14 protein-coding genes, 2 tRNA genes and 4 other RNA genes are annotated in these 19,678 nt (G+C 51.9%); 10 read left to right on the forward strand and 10 right to left on the reverse strand.

From position 1 onward, the window contains the following. A partial coding sequence (locus ABVN36_RS23225) for an iron-containing alcohol dehydrogenase (RefSeq protein WP_393921111.1) occupies window positions 1-1,578 on the forward strand: 1,578 nt, incomplete at its 5' end. A gap of 196 nt (window positions 1,579-1,774) precedes the next feature. On the opposite strand, the gene tdk is transcribed toward ABVN36_RS23225, so the two are convergent. Then, window positions 1,775-2,392, reverse strand: a complete 618-nt coding sequence (tdk, locus tag ABVN36_RS23230) for a thymidine kinase (protein ID WP_000068097.1) — start codon at window positions 2,390-2,392, stop codon at window positions 1,775-1,777. A 662-nt stretch (window positions 2,393-3,054) separates the two neighbouring features. On the opposite strand from tdk, the gene hns reads away from it, so the two are divergent. Beyond that, entirely contained in the window at window positions 3,055-3,468 is a 414-nt protein-coding gene (hns, locus tag ABVN36_RS23235) for a histone-like nucleoid-structuring protein H-NS (protein ID WP_001287383.1), read from the forward strand. Between the two features lie 132 nt (window positions 3,469-3,600). Here the strand turns inward: hns and galU are convergent, their stop codons facing one another. The 3 genes from galU to rssA form a co-directional block, all read right to left on the reverse strand. Next, a complete protein-coding gene (gene galU, locus ABVN36_RS23240; protein ID WP_000729450.1) occupies window positions 3,601-4,509 on the reverse strand; it encodes a UTP--glucose-1-phosphate uridylyltransferase GalU in 909 nt (302 codons plus the stop codon). 202 nt (window positions 4,510-4,711) lie between these two features. Beyond that, entirely contained in the window at window positions 4,712-5,725 is a 1,014-nt protein-coding gene (rssB, locus tag ABVN36_RS23245) for a two-component system response regulator RssB (RefSeq protein WP_000193432.1), read from the reverse strand. A 90-nt stretch (window positions 5,726-5,815) separates the two neighbouring features. Further along, window positions 5,816-6,721 carry a patatin-like phospholipase RssA gene (gene rssA / locus ABVN36_RS23250; protein ID WP_001230575.1) on the reverse strand — a complete coding sequence of 302 codons (906 nt, stop codon included), beginning with the start codon at window positions 6,719-6,721 and terminating at the stop codon, window positions 5,816-5,818. Between the two features lie 110 nt (window positions 6,722-6,831). Between rssA and ABVN36_RS23255 the strand changes: the two genes are divergently transcribed. The 8 genes from ABVN36_RS23255 (at window position 6,832) to ABVN36_RS23290 (ending at window position 9,254) form a co-directional block, all read left to right on the forward strand. Further along, window positions 6,832-7,290, forward strand: a complete 459-nt coding sequence (locus tag ABVN36_RS23255; RefSeq protein ID WP_001540172.1) for a YchJ family protein — start codon at window positions 6,832-6,834, stop codon at window positions 7,288-7,290. A gap of 50 nt (window positions 7,291-7,340) precedes the next feature. Then, window positions 7,341-8,183, forward strand: coding sequence for a formyltetrahydrofolate deformylase (purU, locus tag ABVN36_RS23260; RefSeq protein ID WP_001191156.1), 843 nt, complete (start codon window positions 7,341-7,343; stop codon window positions 8,181-8,183). Window positions 8,184-8,353: 170 nt separating this feature from the next. Beyond that, window positions 8,354-8,495: non-coding RNA, RtT sRNA (locus ABVN36_RS23265), on the forward strand. A gap of 28 nt (window positions 8,496-8,523) precedes the next feature. Continuing rightward, a tRNA-Tyr gene (locus tag ABVN36_RS23270) sits at window positions 8,524-8,608 on the forward strand. Between the two features lie 44 nt (window positions 8,609-8,652). Next, window positions 8,653-8,784: non-coding RNA, RtT sRNA (locus ABVN36_RS23275), on the forward strand. Between the two features lie 34 nt (window positions 8,785-8,818). Further along, window positions 8,819-8,903 (forward strand) — tRNA-Tyr (locus ABVN36_RS23280). A gap of 44 nt (window positions 8,904-8,947) precedes the next feature. Continuing rightward, window positions 8,948-9,078: non-coding RNA, RtT sRNA (locus ABVN36_RS23285), on the forward strand. Between the two features lie 44 nt (window positions 9,079-9,122). Next, window positions 9,123-9,254, forward strand: a non-coding RNA gene (locus tag ABVN36_RS23290) — RtT sRNA. Window positions 9,255-9,356: 102 nt separating this feature from the next. Here ABVN36_RS23290 and ABVN36_RS23295 read toward each other — a convergent pair. The 6 genes from ABVN36_RS23295 to narK all read right to left on the reverse strand — a co-directional run bounded on the left by ABVN36_RS23295 (window position 9,357) and on the right by narK (window position 19,572). Beyond that, on the reverse strand, window positions 9,357-10,886 hold the full coding sequence (locus tag ABVN36_RS23295; protein ID WP_079917305.1) for a tetratricopeptide repeat protein: 1,530 nt from the start codon (window positions 10,884-10,886) through the stop codon (window positions 9,357-9,359). Between the two features lie 241 nt (window positions 10,887-11,127). After that, window positions 11,128-11,805: a respiratory nitrate reductase subunit gamma gene (gene narI, locus ABVN36_RS23300; protein WP_023138850.1), complete on the reverse strand. Its 678-nt coding sequence runs from the start codon at window positions 11,803-11,805 to the stop codon at window positions 11,128-11,130. Then, window positions 11,805-12,515 carry a nitrate reductase molybdenum cofactor assembly chaperone gene (narJ, locus tag ABVN36_RS23305; protein ID WP_000571667.1) on the reverse strand — a complete coding sequence of 237 codons (711 nt, stop codon included), beginning with the start codon at window positions 12,513-12,515 and terminating at the stop codon, window positions 11,805-11,807. The genes narI and narJ overlap by 1 nt, the downstream gene beginning before the upstream one ends. Then, entirely contained in the window at window positions 12,512-14,047 is a 1,536-nt protein-coding gene (gene narH, locus ABVN36_RS23310) for a nitrate reductase subunit beta (RefSeq protein WP_023138851.1), read from the reverse strand. The genes narJ and narH overlap by 4 nt, the downstream gene beginning before the upstream one ends. After that, window positions 14,044-17,787, reverse strand: a complete 3,744-nt coding sequence (locus ABVN36_RS23315) for a nitrate reductase subunit alpha (RefSeq protein ID WP_112324628.1) — start codon at window positions 17,785-17,787, stop codon at window positions 14,044-14,046. Before ABVN36_RS23315 ends, narH begins: the two co-directional genes overlap by 4 nt. A 387-nt stretch (window positions 17,788-18,174) precedes the next feature. Further along, window positions 18,175-19,572, reverse strand: a complete 1,398-nt coding sequence (gene narK, locus ABVN36_RS23320; protein WP_000019848.1) for a nitrate transporter NarK — start codon at window positions 19,570-19,572, stop codon at window positions 18,175-18,177. Window positions 19,573-19,678: the final 106 nt, after the last annotated feature.

Genomic DNA, 19,678 nt, shown 5'->3' on the forward strand with positions numbered 1-19,678 from the left:
ACCTCCTGCCTGTACACTGACCAGGATAACCAGCCAGAACGCGTTGCTTACTTCGGTCAGATGATGAAAACCGCGCGTATCCTGATCAACACCCCGGCCTCTCAGGGTGGTATCGGTGACCTGTACAACTTCAAACTCGCACCTTCCCTGACGTTGGGTTGTGGTTCCTGGGGTGGTAACTCCATCTCTGAAAACGTTGGTCCGAAACACCTGATCAACAAGAAAACCGTTGCTAAGCGAGCTGAAAACATGTTGTGGCACAAACTTCCGAAATCTATCTACTTCCGCCGTGGCTCTTTGCCCATCGCGCTGGATGAAGTGATTACCGATGGCCACAAACGTGCGCTGATCGTGACTGACCGCTTCCTGTTCAACAACGGCTACGCAGACCAGATCACCTCTGTGCTGAAAGCGGCTGGCGTTGAAACCGAAGTCTTCTTCGAAGTTGAAGCCGACCCGACGCTTTCCGTTGTTCGCAAAGGCGCTGAGCTGGCGAACTCCTTCAAACCGGACGTGATCATCGCGCTGGGCGGTGGTTCCCCGATGGACGCCGCGAAAATCATGTGGGTCATGTACGAACATCCGGAAACCCACTTTGAAGAGCTGGCGCTGCGCTTTATGGACATCCGTAAACGTATCTACAAGTTCCCGAAAATGGGCGTGAAAGCGAAAATGATCGCCGTCACCACCACTTCCGGTACCGGTTCTGAAGTCACACCGTTTGCGGTTGTGACCGACGATGCAACCGGTCAGAAATATCCGCTGGCTGACTACGCCCTGACCCCGGATATGGCGATTGTCGACGCCAACCTGGTGATGGATATGCCGAAGTCCCTGTGTGCGTTCGGTGGTCTGGATGCGGTAACTCACGCTCTGGAAGCTTATGTTTCCGTACTGGCTTCTGAGTTCTCTGACGGTCAGGCTCTGCAGGCCCTGAAACTGCTGAAAGAAAACCTGCCGGCGTCTTACCACGAAGGGTCTAAAAATCCGGTTTCGCGTGAACGTGTTCACAGTGCAGCGACTATCGCCGGTATCGCGTTTGCCAACGCCTTCCTCGGTGTATGTCACTCCATGGCGCACAAACTGGGCTCTCAGTTCCACATTCCGCACGGTCTGGCGAACGCCCTGCTGATTTGTAACGTTATCCGCTATAACGCGAATGACAACCCGACCAAGCAGACCGCTTTCAGCCAGTACGATCGTCCGCAGGCACGCCGTCGTTACGCTGAAATTGCTGACCACCTGGGCCTGAGCGCGCCGGGCGACCGTACCGCCGCTAAGATTGAAAAACTGCTGGCATGGCTGGAAAGCATTAAAGCTGAGCTGGGCATTCCTAAGTCTATCCGTGAAGCAGGCGTGCAGGAAGCTGACTTCCTGGCACACGTTGACAAACTGTCTGAAGATGCCTTCGATGACCAGTGCACCGGCGCTAACCCGCGTTATCCACTGATCTCCGAACTGAAACAGATTCTGCTGGATACCTACTACGGTCGTGATTTCACCGAAGGTGAAGTTGCAGCGAAGAAAGACGTCGTTGCCGCACCGAAAGCAGAGAAAAAAGCGAAAAAATCCGCTTAATTCGTTATCTGTTTTAGCATGACAATAACGGCCTCAATTGAGGCCGTTTTTTTGTTTTACCTGTTTATCTGATGCCTGAAGGCGCTATGCTGATCATCTGGCCTACGTGCTCACGGCACGCCCTTCGTCAGGAGGCCTGAATAATGACCTCCAAAGCGCTACAGGGCGTTTTATAAGCCGATCTTTACCTCAGGTATCATATGTGCCGATGACGCTCCTGAATCGCCGTCAGTGAGCCCTCCTCCAGCGCGTCCTTATAATGCTTACGGCAAACTGAAACGTAGCGTTCATTCCCGCCAATAACCACCTGTTCGCCTTCGTTATAAGGCCTGCCGTCCTGATCAAGGCGCAGAACCATACTGGCTTTACGACCGCAGAAACAGATAGTTTTTAACTCCACCAGCTTATCTGACCATGCCAGCAAGTATTGGCTGCCGACAAAGAGCTCCCCACGAAAGTCTGTTCGTAGCCCATAGCAAAGTACTGGAATATCTAATTTGTCGACAACCTCGGATAATTGATAAACCTGCTGGCGAGTCAAAAACTGGCTTTCGTCGACTAACACGCAATGTATTGTCTGCCGCGCGCTCTCGGCACGAATCTCTTCAAACAAGGATGTATTTTGGTTAAACAATTTTGCCGGCGACGACAAACCGATACGAGAGCTGACTTTGCCTGCGCCGAAACGATCGTCGATTTCCGCCGTATATACGACGGTACGCATCCCGCGTTCCTGATAATTGTATGAAGATTGCAGCAGTGCAGTCGACTTACCCGCATTCATTGCCGAATAGTAGAAATATAGCTGTGCCATTGGTCGCAGGACCTCACCTGAGTGAAATAAAGATTGGCGGGATTGTACCATAATTTACCGACGCGACGGCGCGGCTCGCGCTCCGGTGAGTATTAAGAATTGTACAAACATCGCTCACTATACCCAAAATAATTCGAGTTGCTTAAAGGCGGCAAGGGAGTGGGTCCCCAGGAGCATAGATAACTATGTGGCTGGGGTGAGCGAGCGTAGCCAACACATAAGCAACTTGAAGTATGAAGGGTATATACACATTCCTTCACAAATTATGCCGTTAAAATTCATCAACAATGCTTATCATCACCCGCCAATATGAAAACCTTGTACTTATTGTTACCGTTACTCATACCCGGTGCAAAGTAATAGGGTTTTCTTGTAAGGAAAGCTAATACAAGAGATTGATATCTCTGCAATGAGATCGTATTTCATCATGATAAAATGTGACCTGACTCCTAAATTTTTAGCGACAGACGGTGAGTATCCCCCCTGCCAATAAGCTCTTTTTTGTGCGGCGCCTCAAGGAAAATTTAAGTTGAGATAATTAAAACGTGTGCTTAATAAAGCGTAATTTTGAATTCCTTACATTCCTGGCTATTGCACAACTGAATTTATCGCTCTATTATTAGCTCAACAAACCACCCCAATATAAGTTTGAGATTACTACAATGAGCGAAGCACTTAAAATTCTGAACAACATCCGTACTCTTCGTGCGCAGGCAAGAGAATGTACTCTGGAAACGCTTGAAGAAATGCTGGAAAAATTAGAAGTTGTCGTTAATGAGCGTCGTGAAGAAGAAAGCGCTGCTGCTGCTGAAGTGGAAGAACGCACTCGTAAACTGCAACAGTATCGTGAAATGTTAATTGCCGACGGCATTGACCCGAATGAACTGCTGAATAGCATGGCTGCCGCTAAATCCGGTACCAAAGCTAAACGCGCAGCTCGTCCGGCTAAATATAGCTATGTTGACGAAAACGGTGAAACTAAAACCTGGACTGGCCAGGGTCGTACACCGGCTGTAATCAAAAAAGCAATGGAAGAACAAGGTAAGCAACTGGAAGATTTCCTGATCAAGGAATAATTTACTTCCTGGATGCTTAAAATCCCGCCGCTGGCGGGATTTTTTTTTGCCTGAGTTCTCCGCTGACGACCCCAGGCATAAAAAAAGCGCCGGATTTACCAGCGCTTCTGTTAAAAAATTTATAACGTATCGTTACTTCTTAATACCCATTTCTTCTTCAAGCCAGGCTTTAAATTCAGCACCCAGCGAATTATGACGGATGCCATATTCAACGAATGCCTGCATATATCCTAACTTATTACCACAGTCATGGCTTTTACCCTTCATGTGGTAGGCTTCAACCGTTTCTTTTTCGATCAGCATATCGATAGCATCGGTCAACTGAATTTCATCCCCGGCGCCCGGAGGGGTTTTCGCCAGCAATGCCCAGATATCCGCGCTCAACACATAACGCCCGACAATCGCAAGGTTAGACGGCGCGACATCCGCTTTTGGTTTTTCAACCACGCCAACCATCGGCACACTTTCGCCCGGCGCCAGCTCAACGCCTTTACAATCGACCACGCCGTATGCAGTCACATCTTCTACTGGCTCAACCATAATCTGGCTATTGCCGGTTTCATCGAAACGGCGGATCATTTCAGCCAGGTTATCCTGAGACAGGTCGGACTCATATTCGTCAAGAATAACGTCTGGCAGAATAACAGCGACAGGTTCGTTTCCGACAACGGGATGCGCGCACAATACGGCATGGCCCAGGCCTTTTGCCAGCCCTTGACGTACCTGCATAATAGTGACATGCGGAGGGCAAATAGACTGAACCTCCTCCAGAAGCTGACGCTTAACGCGTTTTTCCAGCATCGCTTCCAGCTCAAAACTGGTATCAAAGTGGTTTTCAATAGAGTTTTTAGACGAGTGCGTAACAAGCACGATTTCAGTAATGCCAGCAGCGATACATTCGTTCACGACGTACTGAATTAATGGCTTATCAACCAGCGGCAGCATCTCTTTCGGGATAGCTTTGGTCGCTGGCAGCATCCTGGTTCCCAATCCCGCGACCGGGATAACGGCTTTTTTGACTTTCGAATTAAGGGCAGCCATTTAAAATTCTCCTGGACTGTTCATGTATTGAACGTGTTCATTAATCTGTATCGTGTTCCAGTATATCAGTACCAGAACAAGCCTCAGGTCCAAAAAGGACTTATATTGGTATAATTAAGACAAATACTTATAAATCTGCCGCAGATAGTAACACTCGTCGGGAAAGGCCGGTAAAGCAATTTCCGCTCACTCTTCCGTTTGGTCATTCCGCAGACAACATCAATCGCAGGCGCCCTCCTGCGCCCCATATTTGACACTGCCACGAGTCGCAACGCTGGCTTAATTGGTTAAGGTAGGCGTTACCCAATGTTCCTAGCGGCACGCCGCTGCTAATTTGAACCTGATGAGCGCCCGTATTTAAGGTGGCGTTCAATCCGGCGGAGACGAGAATCAAATTTTTGAGCTCACTGTGATAGTAGCCGACAAATAGCGGGAATTGCCCAGGTAAATTGGCTTGTCTGAGCAGATGATTTACCTGTTTTAATAGCGCGCCTAACTCCGGTAAACGGTGCTTTTGTTGGCCGAGCTGATCCTGCAATAAGCCGTTAAATAGCGCTCGCAGCAACAATGCGGCTAACACGCCGTTATCGCCCGCCCGGGTGACATCCAGGCAATAAAATGCCAGTTCGTTATCAGATAGCGGCGCAATATCCAGCACCAGTCCAGGCTGATCGGCGGAGACGAGCTGCCGGTAATTAATGCGGCAATGGGAAATCACCTGCTGTACCGGGGGCTGCAATTCCTGCAACAATTGCGCTGCGGCGGTTGGATTACTCACCATTGCATCCCAGTCACGAAACAGGCGTTCTTCTTCTTCAACCCGCGAGTTAAACATATTAGGGTATAAGCAAGCGAATACGGTTTCCCGCAAGCGGTTGAGATCTTTTACCGGCTTCAGCAAGACATCTTCAACCCCAAGGCGTAACGCTTTGGCGATATCCGCCATATTTTCTGTTGCGGAAATAACCAGAATAGGCGTCTGGTCTCCGCGATTACGTAAGTTTTCTACCAGTTTGAGACCGTTCATTCTCGGCATCGCGATATCACATATCATGAGATCAGGGGTAAAACGCCCCATCAACTCCAGGGCATCCACCCCGTCGCCTGCCAATGCCGTTGTCGCTCCCAAAGAGGAAAACCACGAATCCAGAAGCGAGCGAAATACAGGCTCGTCTTCAACAATAAGAATCTGTTTTCCGACCAATGGCTGCGTCATGTTCTCTCCCCTGACTGGCTTTAATCAATAGTGGCATGGTATTGCCGCTTGCGCCTGTCAGAATTTGCTTAAGTGATCGTAAAAGGTACATTAAACGTCGGTACGCACCAAGGGTATAAGTTCGTCCATCTTTTTCTCTACGGCTAACTGACCCGCCGCAATAGCGGCATGGGCGCGATGAAAATCCAGCGTAGAGATTTGCGGACAGAATGGTTGAATGAGAATATCAGGCGGATCGCCAGCCATACGGTTACGTTTAAGACGATTTTCCAACACCTGGATGGAGGTTGTCATGATTTCCATTGCCCCAGGCGAACTCACGCCACGGCGTGAAGTCAGGCTGCTGAAACGTTCTTTTAAACGCTTATGCCAGGGCAGCGCATCATCGCTCTCTTCATTGATATTCCCGACATTTACAGAGAGCAAATCTTGCTGCATGAGGTGGGCATCATGTTGCAGGTCTACCGCAATAACGATATCAGCCCCCAGCGCCCTGGTTAACGAAACAGGTACCGGATTAACGACTGCGCCATCTACCAGCCAGTAACCGTTATGCTCAACCGGAGACATCAGCCCTGGCATACTGCACGACGCGCGTACGGCAAGGTGTAGATCGCCTTCAGTAAACCATAGCTCTCGTCCAGTGCTAAGATTCGTCGCGACCGCGCCAAAACGTCTTGAACAGTGGTCAAAATCCGTGACGGGCATAATATCCCGATAGTGATTAAATACGCGTTCGCCGCGAAGCAACCCTCCTCTGCCCCAGGATACATCCATCAGGCGTAAAACATCCCAGTAGCGGAATGAACATACCCACTGTTCAAGCGCCGATAATTTATTACAGGCATACGCGGCGCCGACCAGTGAACCTATTGAGCATCCTGCAACGATATCAATATCAATGCCTGTTTGCTTGAGGGCTTTGATGACCCCAATATGAGACCATCCTCTCGCTGCGCCAGATCCCAGCGCCAGCCCTATTTTCATTTTTCTCATCGTACTTAACGACTTCCCCTGGCTTCAAGACGTAGCAACATCGCCACTGCTCAGTTAACATAATGCCACCCTGGCGTTCAACGCCGTTTTTTATATTCAGGGAGATTATTGTGTCTCAGCCTTGTCCCTGTGGTAGCGCTGACGAGTATAGCCTATGTTGTGGTCGTATTGTGTCCGGAGAACGAGTAGCACCCGATCCGTCACATCTCATGCGCTCTCGTTACTGCGCTTTTGTGATGAAAGACGCAGATTACTTAATTAAGAGCTGGCATCCAACCTGCAATGCGGCCGCGTTTCGTGATGATATCATCGCCGGATTTGCCAATACCAGGTGGCTCGGCCTGACTATTTTTGAACATACCTGGTCAGAAGCAGAAAATACAGGGTATGTTAGTTTTATCGCGCGTTTTTCCGAACAAGGGAAAACCGGGGCGATTATCGAACGTTCTCGTTTTATCAAAGAAAACGGTCAGTGGTATTATATTGACGGTACCCGCCCGCAGTTGGGTCGAAACGATCCCTGCCCGTGCGGTTCAGGCAAAAAATTTAAAAAGTGCTGCGGCCAGTGACGCCTGACAGTATCGATACAGCAAACACTCTCAACAGGATTTTTCCGGCAATGCAATCACTACAACGTAAAGTTCTGCGTACTATTTGTCCCGATCAAAAAGGCCTTATCGCGCGGATTACCAACATTTGCTATAAGCACGAGCTTAATATTGTGCAAAACAATGAATTTGTGGACCATCGCACCGGACGCTTTTTTATGCGGACCGAGCTGGAAGGCATCTTCAATGATTCCACTCTTCTGGCCGATCTGGACAGCGCCTTACCGGAAGGCTCTGTTCGTGAACTCAATCCCGCCGGACGCCGTCGGGTAGTGATTCTGGTTACCAAAGAGGCGCATTGTCTGGGCGACCTGCTGATGAAAGCCAACTATGGCGGGCTGGATGTTGAAATCGCCGCGGTCATTGGCAACCATGAAACGTTACGCTCGCTGGTTGAACGTTTTGAGATCCCTTTCGAACTGGTCAGCCATGAGGGATTAACGCGTGAAGAGCATGACACGAAGATGGCGGACGCCATTGATGCCCATCAACCGGACTATGTAGTGCTGGCCAAGTATATGCGTGTTTTGACGCCAGGTTTTGTGGCGCGCTTCCCGAACAAAATTATCAATATCCACCACTCATTCCTGCCGGCGTTTATCGGCGCGCGTCCTTATCATCAGGCCTATGAGCGCGGCGTGAAAATCATCGGCGCTACCGCGCACTATGTGAATGATAATCTGGATGAAGGCCCAATCATTATGCAGGACGTGATTCACGTCGATCACACCTACACCGCAGAAGATATGATGCGTGCCGGGCGCGACGTTGAGAAAAACGTATTAAGCCGCGCGCTGTATCAGGTTCTGGCGCAGCGGGTCTTTGTTTACGGCAATCGGACGATTATTCTTTAATCGTCAGTAATATGAATTGATTAGCTTTAATCCGTTACGGATGAAAAGTACGCAAACAGTTCATTTCAGGCAAAGGAATGCTTTACAGCGGCGTGTCATTTGATATGATGCGCCCCGCTTCCCGAAAGGAAGCGGGCCAGTATTAAGCATTACCCCGTGGTGGGGTTCCCGAGCGATCATAAGGGAGCTGACTGCAAATCTGCCGTCATCGACTTCAAGGTTCGACTCGAGCAATAGTGAGAGAACGTTGCCGCAGGCAACGGCCCGAAGGGTGAGAAGCTTTAGCTCCGAATAATCCTTCCCGATATAGAATGCAAGCAGCATAATGAATTTATCCCGTGGTGGGGTTCCCGAGCGGCCAAAGGGAGCAGACTGTAAATCTGCCGTCATCGACTTCGAAGGTTCGAATCCTTCCCCCACCACCATTATTCACTACAGCGATGTAGTTAACTCGATGAGCAATGCAGAAGTTTGCACTTGTCGGGGAAGGGTGAGAACCTTCGATTAAGGTTCGGCTCGAGCGAAAGCGAGAGAACGTTGCCAACGGCAACGGCCCGTAGGGTGAGGAGCGAAGCGACGAATAATCCTTCCCCCACCACCATCTTCAAGCTTTACCTACAATTTGAATTACCCCTGGTGGGGTTCCCGAGCGGCCAAAGGGAGCAGACTGTAAATCTGCCGTCATCGACTTCGAAGGTTCGAATCCTTCCCCCACCACCATCACTCCCGTCGCGTATCTTATCCCCGTTAAGCACAGTGTCTCATATCTCTCCGTACGGGGAAGGATGAGAAGCTTCGACTAAGGTTCGATTCGAGCGCAGCGAGAAAGCGTTGCCGCAGGCAACGACCCGAAGGGCGAAGCGCGCAGCGCTGAGTCATCCTTCCCCCACCACCATCACTTCCGTCGCGTATCTTATCCCCGTTAAGCATAGTGTCTCATATCTCTCCGTACGAGGAAGGATGAGAAGCTTCGACTAAGGTTCGATTCGAGCGAAAGCGAGAGAACGTTGCCAACGGCAACGGCCCGAAGGGCGAAGCGCGCAGCGCTGAGTCATCCTTCCCCCACCACCATGACTTCATAAAGCACCAATTTCAAATCAATCAGCACTGCCCCATATCCTTACCCCACAGGCAGACTTCACACCATGGCGCCATAGCTTATTGGTTATCTTATCAATACTTCTTCCTGGCAATCTTTTTCGCCTCCTTTGATTGGTTGATTTTTCGCCTGATGAGATCAAAGGCGGCATATGTCTCGCTAAGTTGATCTGGGGTGAGCGTTCCCTTGAGTCGGTTTCTTTCGGCAATGAGCGCTGAACAATCATCCTTAGATTTTTCCGTATACATACTTGCCATGTAATACCAAATATAGGCCTGCTTATTATCTTTAGGCACACCCTGGCGCCCATGAGCATAAATTTCCCCAAGCGCTGATTGTGCCGGAGTAAACCCCTGTTCTGCCGCTTTAAGGTACCACTTCAGCGCATTCCGGCTATTTTCAGGCACGCCTCTTCCCGTGCTATATGCCACGCCAAGCTGATATTGCGCTTTCGCAAAATCCTGTTTTGCTGCTTTTCGATACCATGCGATAGCCTGTCTGTCGCTTTGCGCGACGCCGCGACCAAATGCAGACATGATGCCAAGATGCGTTTGCGCAGCAGGCAGTCCCTGGCGTGCGGCTTTGCGATACCACGCCAGCGCCTGTTGGTAGTCCTGAGAAACGCCCTCACCCTGCATAAACATCACGCCGATCGCATCCTGCGCCTCGGCCAATCCCTGCGCTGCAGCTCTGCGATACCACTCCAGCGCCAGGTTGTGATCTTTCAATAAGTGATAACCGTTGTAATACCATACGCCAAAATTGTACTGTACCTTTGCCATCACGCGTTGCGCTGTTTTTCGATACCACGTCTGAGAGTGAACCCGGTCAGCGGGATGCGCTTTATCATAGAGCGCATTCAGCGGAATGTGGCCTGGCGTATAGCTGCTTGGTATACCTTCATTAAGCCAGTAAACTGCCTGACGATAATCCTGAGGCACGCCTTCACCATAAAAATAGGCAACGCCGAGATAAAGTTGCGCGGGGTAGTACATATTTTCCGCCGCTTTACGCATCAAGATCGCCGTTTGCTGATAATCCTGAGGAACGCCCTGACCGTGGGCGTACATTACTCCAAGCTTAAATTGTGCTGACGAAGCTGAACCCTGTCCGCGGACAACGCCCGCATCATTGGTTGGAGAGGCGGCTTTTCGATACCACTCCAGCGCTAGCTGGGTATTTTGGGGAAACCCATCGCCATACATATAGGCATCACCGAGGATTTCTTGCGTACTACTATCCCCTAGCTCTGCCGCCTTGCGATACCACTCCAGCGCTTTTTGTCGACTAAGTGGAAAATTTTCACCATAGTTGTAATGATAGCCAAGGATGAAATAGGAAAAATCAGAACCTTGTTTACCCGCTTTCTCCAGCCATTTTATGGCTAGTTTATAATCAGGCTTAACATATCGCCCCTCCGCATACCAGCTTCCAAGCGAGAACTGCGCGCTTTCATCTCCTTGTTCCGCTTTTTGCTCTAATTCCTGAACGTACTGGCATTCTTCCGAGTCGGGGGGATAGCGATCCTCGCAGACAGCAGCGTGAGCCATTTTTGAAATAAATATATTTAATATTATTATTTTGAAAATTGATGAAAAACGCATACAACTATCCTTATTGTCGTTTATGGCGTGATTATATGCTGCATCATCCTTTTTCTGCTTACAAAAAACTCGCACAGATGCTGAATAAACTCAGAAACAAAGAGTCCGGATTCAGATGCCAGACATGGCAGATCCGCTGTAAACGAAACAAGGCGGCGGTCGATAAGGCATTTATGCCGCACTCCGGCAAACAGCCATAAAAAAACTCCGCCGAAGCGGAGTTTAGGGCATCGAGAGAAAATCAGTGACGCGCACGTACAATCTGGTATTTGCGGGTCAGATACTCGACCGGCACGCTCCAGATATGCACCAGGCGCGAGAATGGGAACAACAGGAACAGCGTCATCCCCAGTACCAGGTGCATACGGAAGATAAAGGCCACACCGTCCAGATGTGCGGATGCGCCACCGTGGAAGGTCACAACTGACTGCGCCCACCCGACCAGCTTCATCATTTCACTCCCGTCCATATGCTGGGCGGAGAACGGAATGGTCAGCAGGCCCAGCGCGCACTGAATCACCAGCAATGAGAGAATCAAAATATCTGCGCCGGTAGTGGTGGCGCGGACACGTGGGCTGAACAGACGACGCTTGAGCAGTAAAATACCGCCAACCAGCGTCAGCACGCCGCAGGCGCCGCCGGCAATCATTGCCATCTTCTGCTTCACGTCGACCGGCAGAAAATCTTCATACATCCAGTGCGGCGTTAACATGCCCAGGAAGTGACCGGCGAAAATACCCAGAATCCCAATGTGGAACAGGTTTGACGCCTGGTTCATTCCTTTGCGATCCAGCATCTGACTGGAAGCCGCCCGCCAGGTGTACTGGCCGTAGTCGTAACGTAACCAGCTACCGATCAGAAATACCGATCCGGCAATGTACGGGTAGATATCAAAGAAGAACATATTCAGGAAGTGCATTAGTGCTGTCCTCCGGTGGTGATATTCAGATATTGCGGCGCCACGGCACCGGCAAAACGACGCTGGTGAGCGGAGATTTCCGACTCGCCACACCCTTGATCGGCGAAGAATTTCACCTGCTCTTCTTCCCAGACCGCATCCAACGCCTGTGGGGTATCATCACGTGCTTCATTCGCAATTTTTTCAGCCACTTTGTCGCTGTCGATAACGGTATTCGCCAGTTTTAACAGCAGATCGAACAGCACCGCATAACGGCTGTCACGCTGTTGCAAACGTGCGCTGAGCAGCGCCAGAATCGGCGCGATATCCTGTAAACCCCCTAACGCTTCGCTTTTCGGCAACTGCGCAAGGTATTCCAGATACAGCGGCAGATGATCGGGAAGTTCGCGGCTGTCGAGCTGCAAACCGTGCTGTTCATACTGTGCCATCAGGTCAACCATCGCCTGACCGCGATCGCGGGATTCCCCGTGTACATGTTCAAACAGCAGCAGCGATGTGGCGCGACCACGGTCAAACAGTTCGCTATAAGCGGCCTGTACATCCAGCAGGTCCTGCGCGGTTAAATCGCGCAGGAAAACGCCCAGAGTCTGGGCATCCTCTTTATCCAGGTTCTCAGATGACGCGAGCGCATCGAACAACTCCTGCTGATGCTGCCACAGGGCAGCATCCGGGTACTCGAGCAGACGCGAAACAATGACGAGTTCAATCATGCGTGCGGCTCCGTTTTGCTGGTCACATCAACAGCGTCGATGCGGCGGCTGTTGAACAGATTGAATTTGGTATCAGACCCGTGGCAACCATCGCCGAAGGTAAAGCCACAACCGCTTTTCTCCGGGAATGCGTCACGCGCCAGTTCACGATGGCTGCTCGGCACCACAAAGCGATCTTCATAATTAGCAATTGCCAGGTAACGATACATTTCCTGCGCCTGGGCTTCGCTTAAACCCACCTCTTCCAGCGCGCGGGTATCCACTTTACCGTCTACGGTTTCCGCACGTTTGTAGTGACGCATCGCCAGCATCCGTTTCAGCGCCAATAGTACCGGCTGGGTGTCGCCAGCGGTCAACAGGTTCGCCAGGTACTGCACCGGGATACGCAGACTGTCTACATCCGGCAGAATACCGTTGCTGCCCAGTTCACCCGCGTCGGCTGCAGACTGAATCGGTGACAAAGGCGGTACGTACCAGACCATCGGCAGCGTGCGGTATTCCGGATGCAGCGGCAGCGCCAGCTTCCAGTCCATCGCCATTTTGTAAACCGGAGACTGTTGTGCAGCATCGATGACGCTCAGTGGAATGCCATCTTTTAGCGCCTGTTCAATGACAGCCGGATCGTTCGGATCGAGGAACACGTCCAGTTGACGCTGGTACAGATCTTTTTCGTGCTCGGTGCTTGCCGCGCTTTCGATCGCATCGGCGTCATACAGCAGTACGCCGAGATAACGGATACGACCCACACAGGTTTCGGAGCAAACGGTCGGTTGACCCGCTTCGATACGCGGGTAACAGAAGATACACTTCTCAGACTTCCCGCTCTTCCAGTTGAAGTAAATCTTCTTGTACGGGCAGCCGGTGATGCACATACGCCAGCCGCGGCACTTGTCCTGGTCGATCAGCACGATGCCATCTTCTTCACGCTTGTAGATAGCACCGCTCGGGCAGGTCGCCACACACGCCGGGTTAAGGCAGTGCTCACACAGGCGCGGCAGGTACATCATGAAGGTGTTTTCGAACTGGCCGTACATCGCCTTCTGCATGTTTTCGAAGTTCTGGTCTTTGGCGCGTTTTTCGAACTCGCCGCCCAGAATCTCTTCCCAGTTTGGCCCGCTGGTAATTTTGTCCATCCGCTGGCCGGTAATCAGCGAGCGCGGACGCGCGATCGGCTGATGTTTGCTTTCCGGCGCGGTATGCAGGTTCTGGTAGTCGTAATCAAACGGCTCGTAGTAGTCGTCGATGCCCGGCAGATGCGGGTTAGCGAAGATTTTACCCAGCAGCAGCGCCCGGTTGCCCATGCGCGGCTGTAGTTTGCCGTTGATTTTGCGGATCCAGCCGCCTTTCCATTTTTCCTGATTTTCCCAGTCATTCGGAAAACCAACGCCTGGCTTACTTTCCACGTTGTTAAACCACGCGTATTCCATACCTTCGCGACTGGTCCAGACGTTTTTACAGGTGACTGAACAGGTATGACAGCCGATGCACTTATCGAGATTCAGCACCATGCCGACTTGTGAACGAATTTTCATTTTACGCTCTCCTGTACCTGGTCATTGCCTTCGCCATCCAACCAGTTAATGTTCTTCATCTTACGTACCACCACAAACTCATCGCGGTTGGAGCCGACGGTACCGTAGTAGTTAAAGCCGTAGGCTAACTGCGCATAGCCGCCGATCATATGGGTCGGTTTCGGCGTAATGCGCGTCACCGAGTTATGAATACCGCCGCGCTGCTGGGTAATTTCCGACCCCGGCAGGTTTACGATACGTTCCTGCGCGTGGTACATCATGGTCATGCCCGCCGGTACACGCTGGCTGACCACTGCACGTGCGGTCAATGCGCCGTTACTGTTGAAGACTTCGATCCAGTCGTTATCTTCAATGCCCAGATCTTTGGCGTCGGTTTCGCTCATCCACACAATCGGGCCGCCACGCGACAAGGTCAGCATCAACAGGTTATCGCTGTAGGTCGAGTGGATACCCCATTTCTGGTGCGGCGTCAGGAAGTTGAGCGCCTTCTCCGGATTACCGTTGGATTTACGCCCCATCACCGCTTTCACCGAGCGGGTGTCGATCGGTGGACGATACACCAGCAAACTTTCGCCGAAGTCGCGCATCCACTGGTGATCCTGATACAACTGTTGGCGACCAGACAGCGTACGCCACGGGATCAGCTCGTGAACGTTGGTATAACCGGCGTTATAAGACACATGTTCATCTTCCAGACCAGACCAGGTCGGGCTGGAGATAATTTTGCGCGGCTGGGCCTGAATATCGCGGAAGCGGATTTTCTCTTCTTCTTTATTGGTCGCCAGATGCGTATGGTCGCGACCGGTAAACTCGCTCAGCGCCGCCCAGGCTTTCACCGCCACCTGACCGTTGGTTTCCGGCGCTAACGTCAGGATCATCTCTGCCGCGTCAATCGCCGTGTTGAGCATCGGCTGGCCTTTCGCCGGACCGTCCGCTTTGGTGTAATTAAGCTTACGCAGCAAGTCCATTTCGCTCTGCGTGTTCCAGGCAATCCCTTTCCCGCCGTTGCCGATTTTCTCCATCAGCGGGCCGATAGAGGTAAAGCGTTCGTAAGTCGCCGGGTAATCGCGCTCAACGGTCATGATGTGCGGCGCGGTTTTCCCTGGAATCAGATCGCATTCGCCTTTTTTCCAGTCTTTCACGTCCAGCGGCTGCGCCAGTTCAGCGGCAGAATCGTGCTGGATCGGCAGCGTCACGACGTCAGTCTCTTTACCCAGGTGGCCTACACAGACTTCGGAGAATTTCTTCGCAATGCCTTTGTAGATTTCCCAGTCGCTTTTCGATTCCCAGGCCGGATCTACGGCGGCAGACAGCGGATGAATAAACGGATGCATATCCGAGGTATTCATATCGTCTTTTTCATACCAGGTGGCGGTCGGCAGTACGATATCGGAGTACAGGCAGGTGCTCGACAGGCGGAAGTCCAGCGTCACCACCAGATCCAGTTTGCCGTCCAGGCCATTGTCACGCCACTCCACTTCTTCCGGCTTCACACCGCCCTGTTTACCTAGATCCAGCCCCTGAATACCATGCTCAGTACCCAGCAGATACTTCAGCATGTACTCATGGCCTTTACCGGAAGAGCCAAGCAGGTTAGAACGCCAGATGAACAGGTTACGCGGGTGGTTTTTACCGTTTTCCGGCTGCTCGGCGGCAAAGCGAATCGAACCCTCTTTCAGGGATTTGACGGTATAGTCTACCGGCGTCATACCGGCTTTTTCCGCTTCACGCGCAATATACAGCGGGTTAGTGCCTAACTGCGGCGCCGACGGCAACCAGCCCATACGCTCGGCGCGCACATTGAAGTCAATCAGATGACCGCTATAGCGGGATTTGTCCGCCATCGGCGACAGTAACTCCTCGGCGGTCACCGTCTCGTAGCGCCACTGGCTGGAGTGGTTATAGAAGTAAGAGGTGCTGTTCATGTGACGCGCCGGACGCTGCCAGTCAAGGGCAAACGCCAGCGGCTGCCAGCCGGTCTGCGGACGCAGTTTTTCCTGGCCGACGTAGTGCGCCCAACCGCCACCGCTCTGACCAACGCAACCACAGAACACCAACATATTGATCAGCCCGCGATAGTTCATATCGAGGTGATACCAGTGGTTCAGACCGGCGCCAACGATAATCATTGAACGCCCGTGCGTTTTGTCCGCGTTATCGGCGAATTCCCGTGCGACACGGATGATCTGCGCCCGCGGCACGCCGGTGATCTGCTCGGCCCATGCTGGCGTATACGCTTTGGTATCATCATAACTGGCGGCGCAATTTTCATCGTTGAGGCCGCGTTCCAGACCATAGTTCGCCATGGTCAGGTCATACACGGTAGTGACTAACGCGGTAGAACCATCGGCCAGTTGCAGACGTTTAACCGGCAATTTGTGCAGCAGGACGTTATCCAGCGCCACATGATTAAAGTACTCTGAACCTTCGCCGCCGAAATACGGGAAGCCCACGTCAGCAATCTCATCCTGGCTGCCCAGCAAGCTGAGCTGCAATTCAGTTTCTGCACCGGTAGTCCCGTCGCGCTGTTCGAGGTTCCATTTGCCTTTTTCGCCCCAGCGGAAACCAATTGAACCGTTTGGCGCCACTATTTCACCGTTGCTGTTAATGGCGACGGTTTTCCATTCCGGGTTATTTTCCTGCCCCAGCGAATCAACGAGATCGGCAGCGCGCAGCATACGACCTGCGGCATAATAACCATCACGCTCTTCAAGCATCACCAGCATTGGCATGTCGGTATAGCGACGGACATAATCGGTGAAGTACTGGCGCGGGTTGTCGAGGTGGAACTCGCGCAGCATGACGTGGCCCATCGCCAGCGCCATCGCCGCATCAGTCCCCTGCTTCGGCGCCAGCCACAGATCGCACAGTTTGGCGATTTCGGCATAGTCCGGCGTCACCGCGACGGTTTTAGTGCCTTTGTAACGTACTTCGGTAAAGAAGTGGGCGTCCGGCGTACGGGTTTGCGGCACGTTAGAGCCCCAGGCGATAATATAGCTGGAGTTGTACCAGTCAGCGGATTCCGGCACGTCGGTCTGCTCGCCCCAGGTTTGCGGGGAGGCTGGCGGCAGGTCGCAGTACCAGTCGTAGAAGCTCAGGCAGGTACCGCCAATCAGCGAAAGATAACGTGCGCCGGAAGCGTAGGAAACCATCGACATCGCCGGAATGGGTGAGAAGCCCGCGACGCGGTCAGGGCCATAGGTTTTCACGGTGTACACGTTGGAAGCGGCGATCAGCTCGTTCACTTCCTGCCATGAGGAGCGAACAAAGCCGCCACGACCACGCGCCTGTTTGAAGCTTTTGGCTTTATCGGCATCTTCAATAATTGAGGCCCATGCCTCTACCGGATCGCGATGCAGTTTTTTCGCCTCGCGCCACATCTTCATCAGACGTTTGCGCATTAGCGGATATTTCAGTCGGTTAGCGCTGTAGAGATACCAGGAGTAGCTTGCGCCGCGCGGGCAGCCGCGAGGTTCATGGTTTGGCATATCAGGACGGGTGCGCGGGTAATCGGTTTGCTGTGTTTCCCAGGTCACCAGACCATTTTTGACATAAATTTTCCAGCTACAAGAACCGGTGCAGTTCACCCCATGGGTTGAGCGCACAATTTTGTCATGCTGCCAACGTTGGCGGTATCCGTCCTCCCAGTCCCGGTTTGTTTCGAGAAGCTGGCCGTGCCCATCGGCAAAGGTTTCGCCCTTCTGCTTGAAGTAGCGAAACCGGTCCAGGAATTTACTCATCGGGTTTCTCCTGTGTGGAACCTTACGGCTCTCTGATAAATCGACATTGCTTAACTAAGGGCGAAGGTAACGCGCTGAATGGGCGTGAGAATTGATAACGATCAAGGCGGACAGGGATGCAAATGGCGCGCAAACCTCCTGCATACTCCTTTTGGAGGAGGAGTTTTATTTATATATCTTACTGATTTAATTACATAAAATTAAATTTACGCACGACATGAATGTTAAATTTTCAACAAGTGGGTATTAAGGGGTATCCCCCTGGATGACCGATAAAAATGTGCGTGGTCAGCCCTGTCGCGCCTCTCTTCTTGATTATAAGTATGTTGTAACTAAATGCGGGTAAAAAAAAGCGCGGTCTAACGCCGCGCAAAGGATAATCAAAAGTTACTTTTTATTTTTAGAATGACGTCCATATACCGCCCAGGTAATAACGACGCAGGCGATATAGAAAATAAGAAAGACTTTCATCGCGCCGACTGGCGAACCGGTTAAGGCTAAAGATGAACCAAACGCTTTCGGAATAAAAAAGCCGCCAATCGCGCCAATCGCGGAAATAAAGCCCAGCGCCGCCGCCGTATCGGTCGCCGCTTCACGCATGGCTCTTTCGTCCGACCCGCCTTCCGCTTTTACCCGGTCCATCGTCAGTTTACGGAAGATAACGGAGATCATCTGGAAGGTAGAACCACTCCCCAACCCAGCCGTCAGGAACAGCGCCAGAAATACCCCGTAGAACGCGATAAAGCTACCGCCAACGCCGCCAGTAGGTAATGTCAGGAACAGCAGACCGCTGAAAATCGCCATCAGGACAAAGTTGATAAGCGTGACGCGAGTCCCCCCCAGACGGTCAGAAATTGCGCCGCCTGCCGAACGCGCCAGCGCGCCGATAAACGGACCGAAAAACGCATAATGCAGGATCTGCACATCCGGGAATTGCGTTTTAGACAGCATAGCGAACCCCGCGGAGAAACCGATAAACGATCCGAAGGTCGCCAGATACAGCAGACTCATGATCCACAGATGACCACGTTTGAGCACCGGCAGTTGCTCTTTTAGCGAGGCCTTAGACGTCGCCAGTTCGTTCATGCCGAACCACGCTGCCAGCGTAAAAATGGCCAGGAAAGGCACCCAAATCCAGGCTGCGTTCGCCAGATAGAGCTGAGAACCGTCCGGCTGCTCTACACCGTGGCTGCCAAAGGCGGCAAAGATAGAGAGCGAAACCACCAGCGGCGCAACCAGCTGCATCACACTCACGCCCATATTGCCCAGACCGCCGTTCAGACCCAGCGCGCCGCCCTGCTTTTGTTTAGGAAAGAAAAAGCTGATGTTCGCCATACTGGAGGCAAAGTTCGCGCCGGCAAAACCACACAGCAAGGAAATAATAATGAAAGTGCTAAATGGCGTACTGGTATCCTGAACCGCAAAGCCTAACCATACGCAAGGCACGATGAGGATACCGGTACTGAACGCTGTCCAGCGACGTCCGCCAAATAGCGGCACCATAAAGGAGTAAGGCACCCGTAGCAGCGCGCCGGAAACAGATGGCAGCGCAGTCAACATAAAGAGCTGATCGGTCGTAAAATTAAATCCCACTTTCGGCAGGTTCACCGCCACTGCGCTGAATAGCATCCAGACGCAAAACGCCAGCAGTAAACACGGGACAGAAATCCACAAATTACGGCTGGCGACACGATGGCCGCGCTGCTGCCAGAATGCCGGATCTTCCGGACGCCATTCCGTGATAACAGCGCCAGTTGCCCTTTCCGGGGCGGATGAGTGACTCATAGACACCTCTGATTCTTGATTTGATGTCTGCCACATTAGGGTTTACTGCCGAAGGTAAGTTGATATAAATCAAAGGAAAAGTCGTCATCACCGGCGACTAAAAATA

The organism is Salmonella sp. SJTUF15581, assembly GCF_043356775.1.
Taxonomy (GTDB): Bacteria; Pseudomonadota; Gammaproteobacteria; order Enterobacterales; family Enterobacteriaceae; genus Salmonella; species Salmonella enterica.

What these genes read in the sequence shown, in the direction of transcription:
- galU (WP_000729450.1), bottom strand. Translation starts at nt 4,509, where the DNA reads ATGGCTGCCCTTAATTCGAAAGTCAAAAAAGCCGTTATCCCGGTCGCG.
- ABVN36_RS23315 (WP_112324628.1), bottom strand. Translation starts at nt 17,787, where the DNA reads ATGAGTAAATTCCTGGACCGGTTTCGCTACTTCAAGCAGAAGGGCGAA.
- narH (WP_023138851.1), bottom strand. Translation starts at nt 14,047, where the DNA reads ATGAAAATTCGTTCACAAGTCGGCATGGTGCTGAATCTCGATAAGTGC.
- rssA (WP_001230575.1), bottom strand. Translation starts at nt 6,721, where the DNA reads ATGAGAAAAATGAAAATAGGGCTGGCGCTGGGATCTGGCGCAGCGAGA.
- narK (WP_000019848.1), bottom strand. Translation starts at nt 19,572, where the DNA reads ATGAGTCACTCATCCGCCCCGGAAAGGGCAACTGGCGCTGTTATCACG.
- hns (WP_001287383.1), top strand. Translation starts at nt 3,055, where the DNA reads ATGAGCGAAGCACTTAAAATTCTGAACAACATCCGTACTCTTCGTGCG.
- tdk (WP_000068097.1), bottom strand. Translation starts at nt 2,392, where the DNA reads ATGGCACAGCTATATTTCTACTATTCGGCAATGAATGCGGGTAAGTCG.
- narI (WP_023138850.1), bottom strand. Translation starts at nt 11,805, where the DNA reads ATGCACTTCCTGAATATGTTCTTCTTTGATATCTACCCGTACATTGCC.
- ABVN36_RS23295 (WP_079917305.1), bottom strand. Translation starts at nt 10,886, where the DNA reads ATGCGTTTTTCATCAATTTTCAAAATAATAATATTAAATATATTTATT.
- purU (WP_001191156.1), top strand. Translation starts at nt 7,341, where the DNA reads ATGCAATCACTACAACGTAAAGTTCTGCGTACTATTTGTCCCGATCAA.
- rssB (WP_000193432.1), bottom strand. Translation starts at nt 5,725, where the DNA reads ATGACGCAGCCATTGGTCGGAAAACAGATTCTTATTGTTGAAGACGAG.
- narJ (WP_000571667.1), bottom strand. Translation starts at nt 12,515, where the DNA reads ATGATTGAACTCGTCATTGTTTCGCGTCTGCTCGAGTACCCGGATGCT.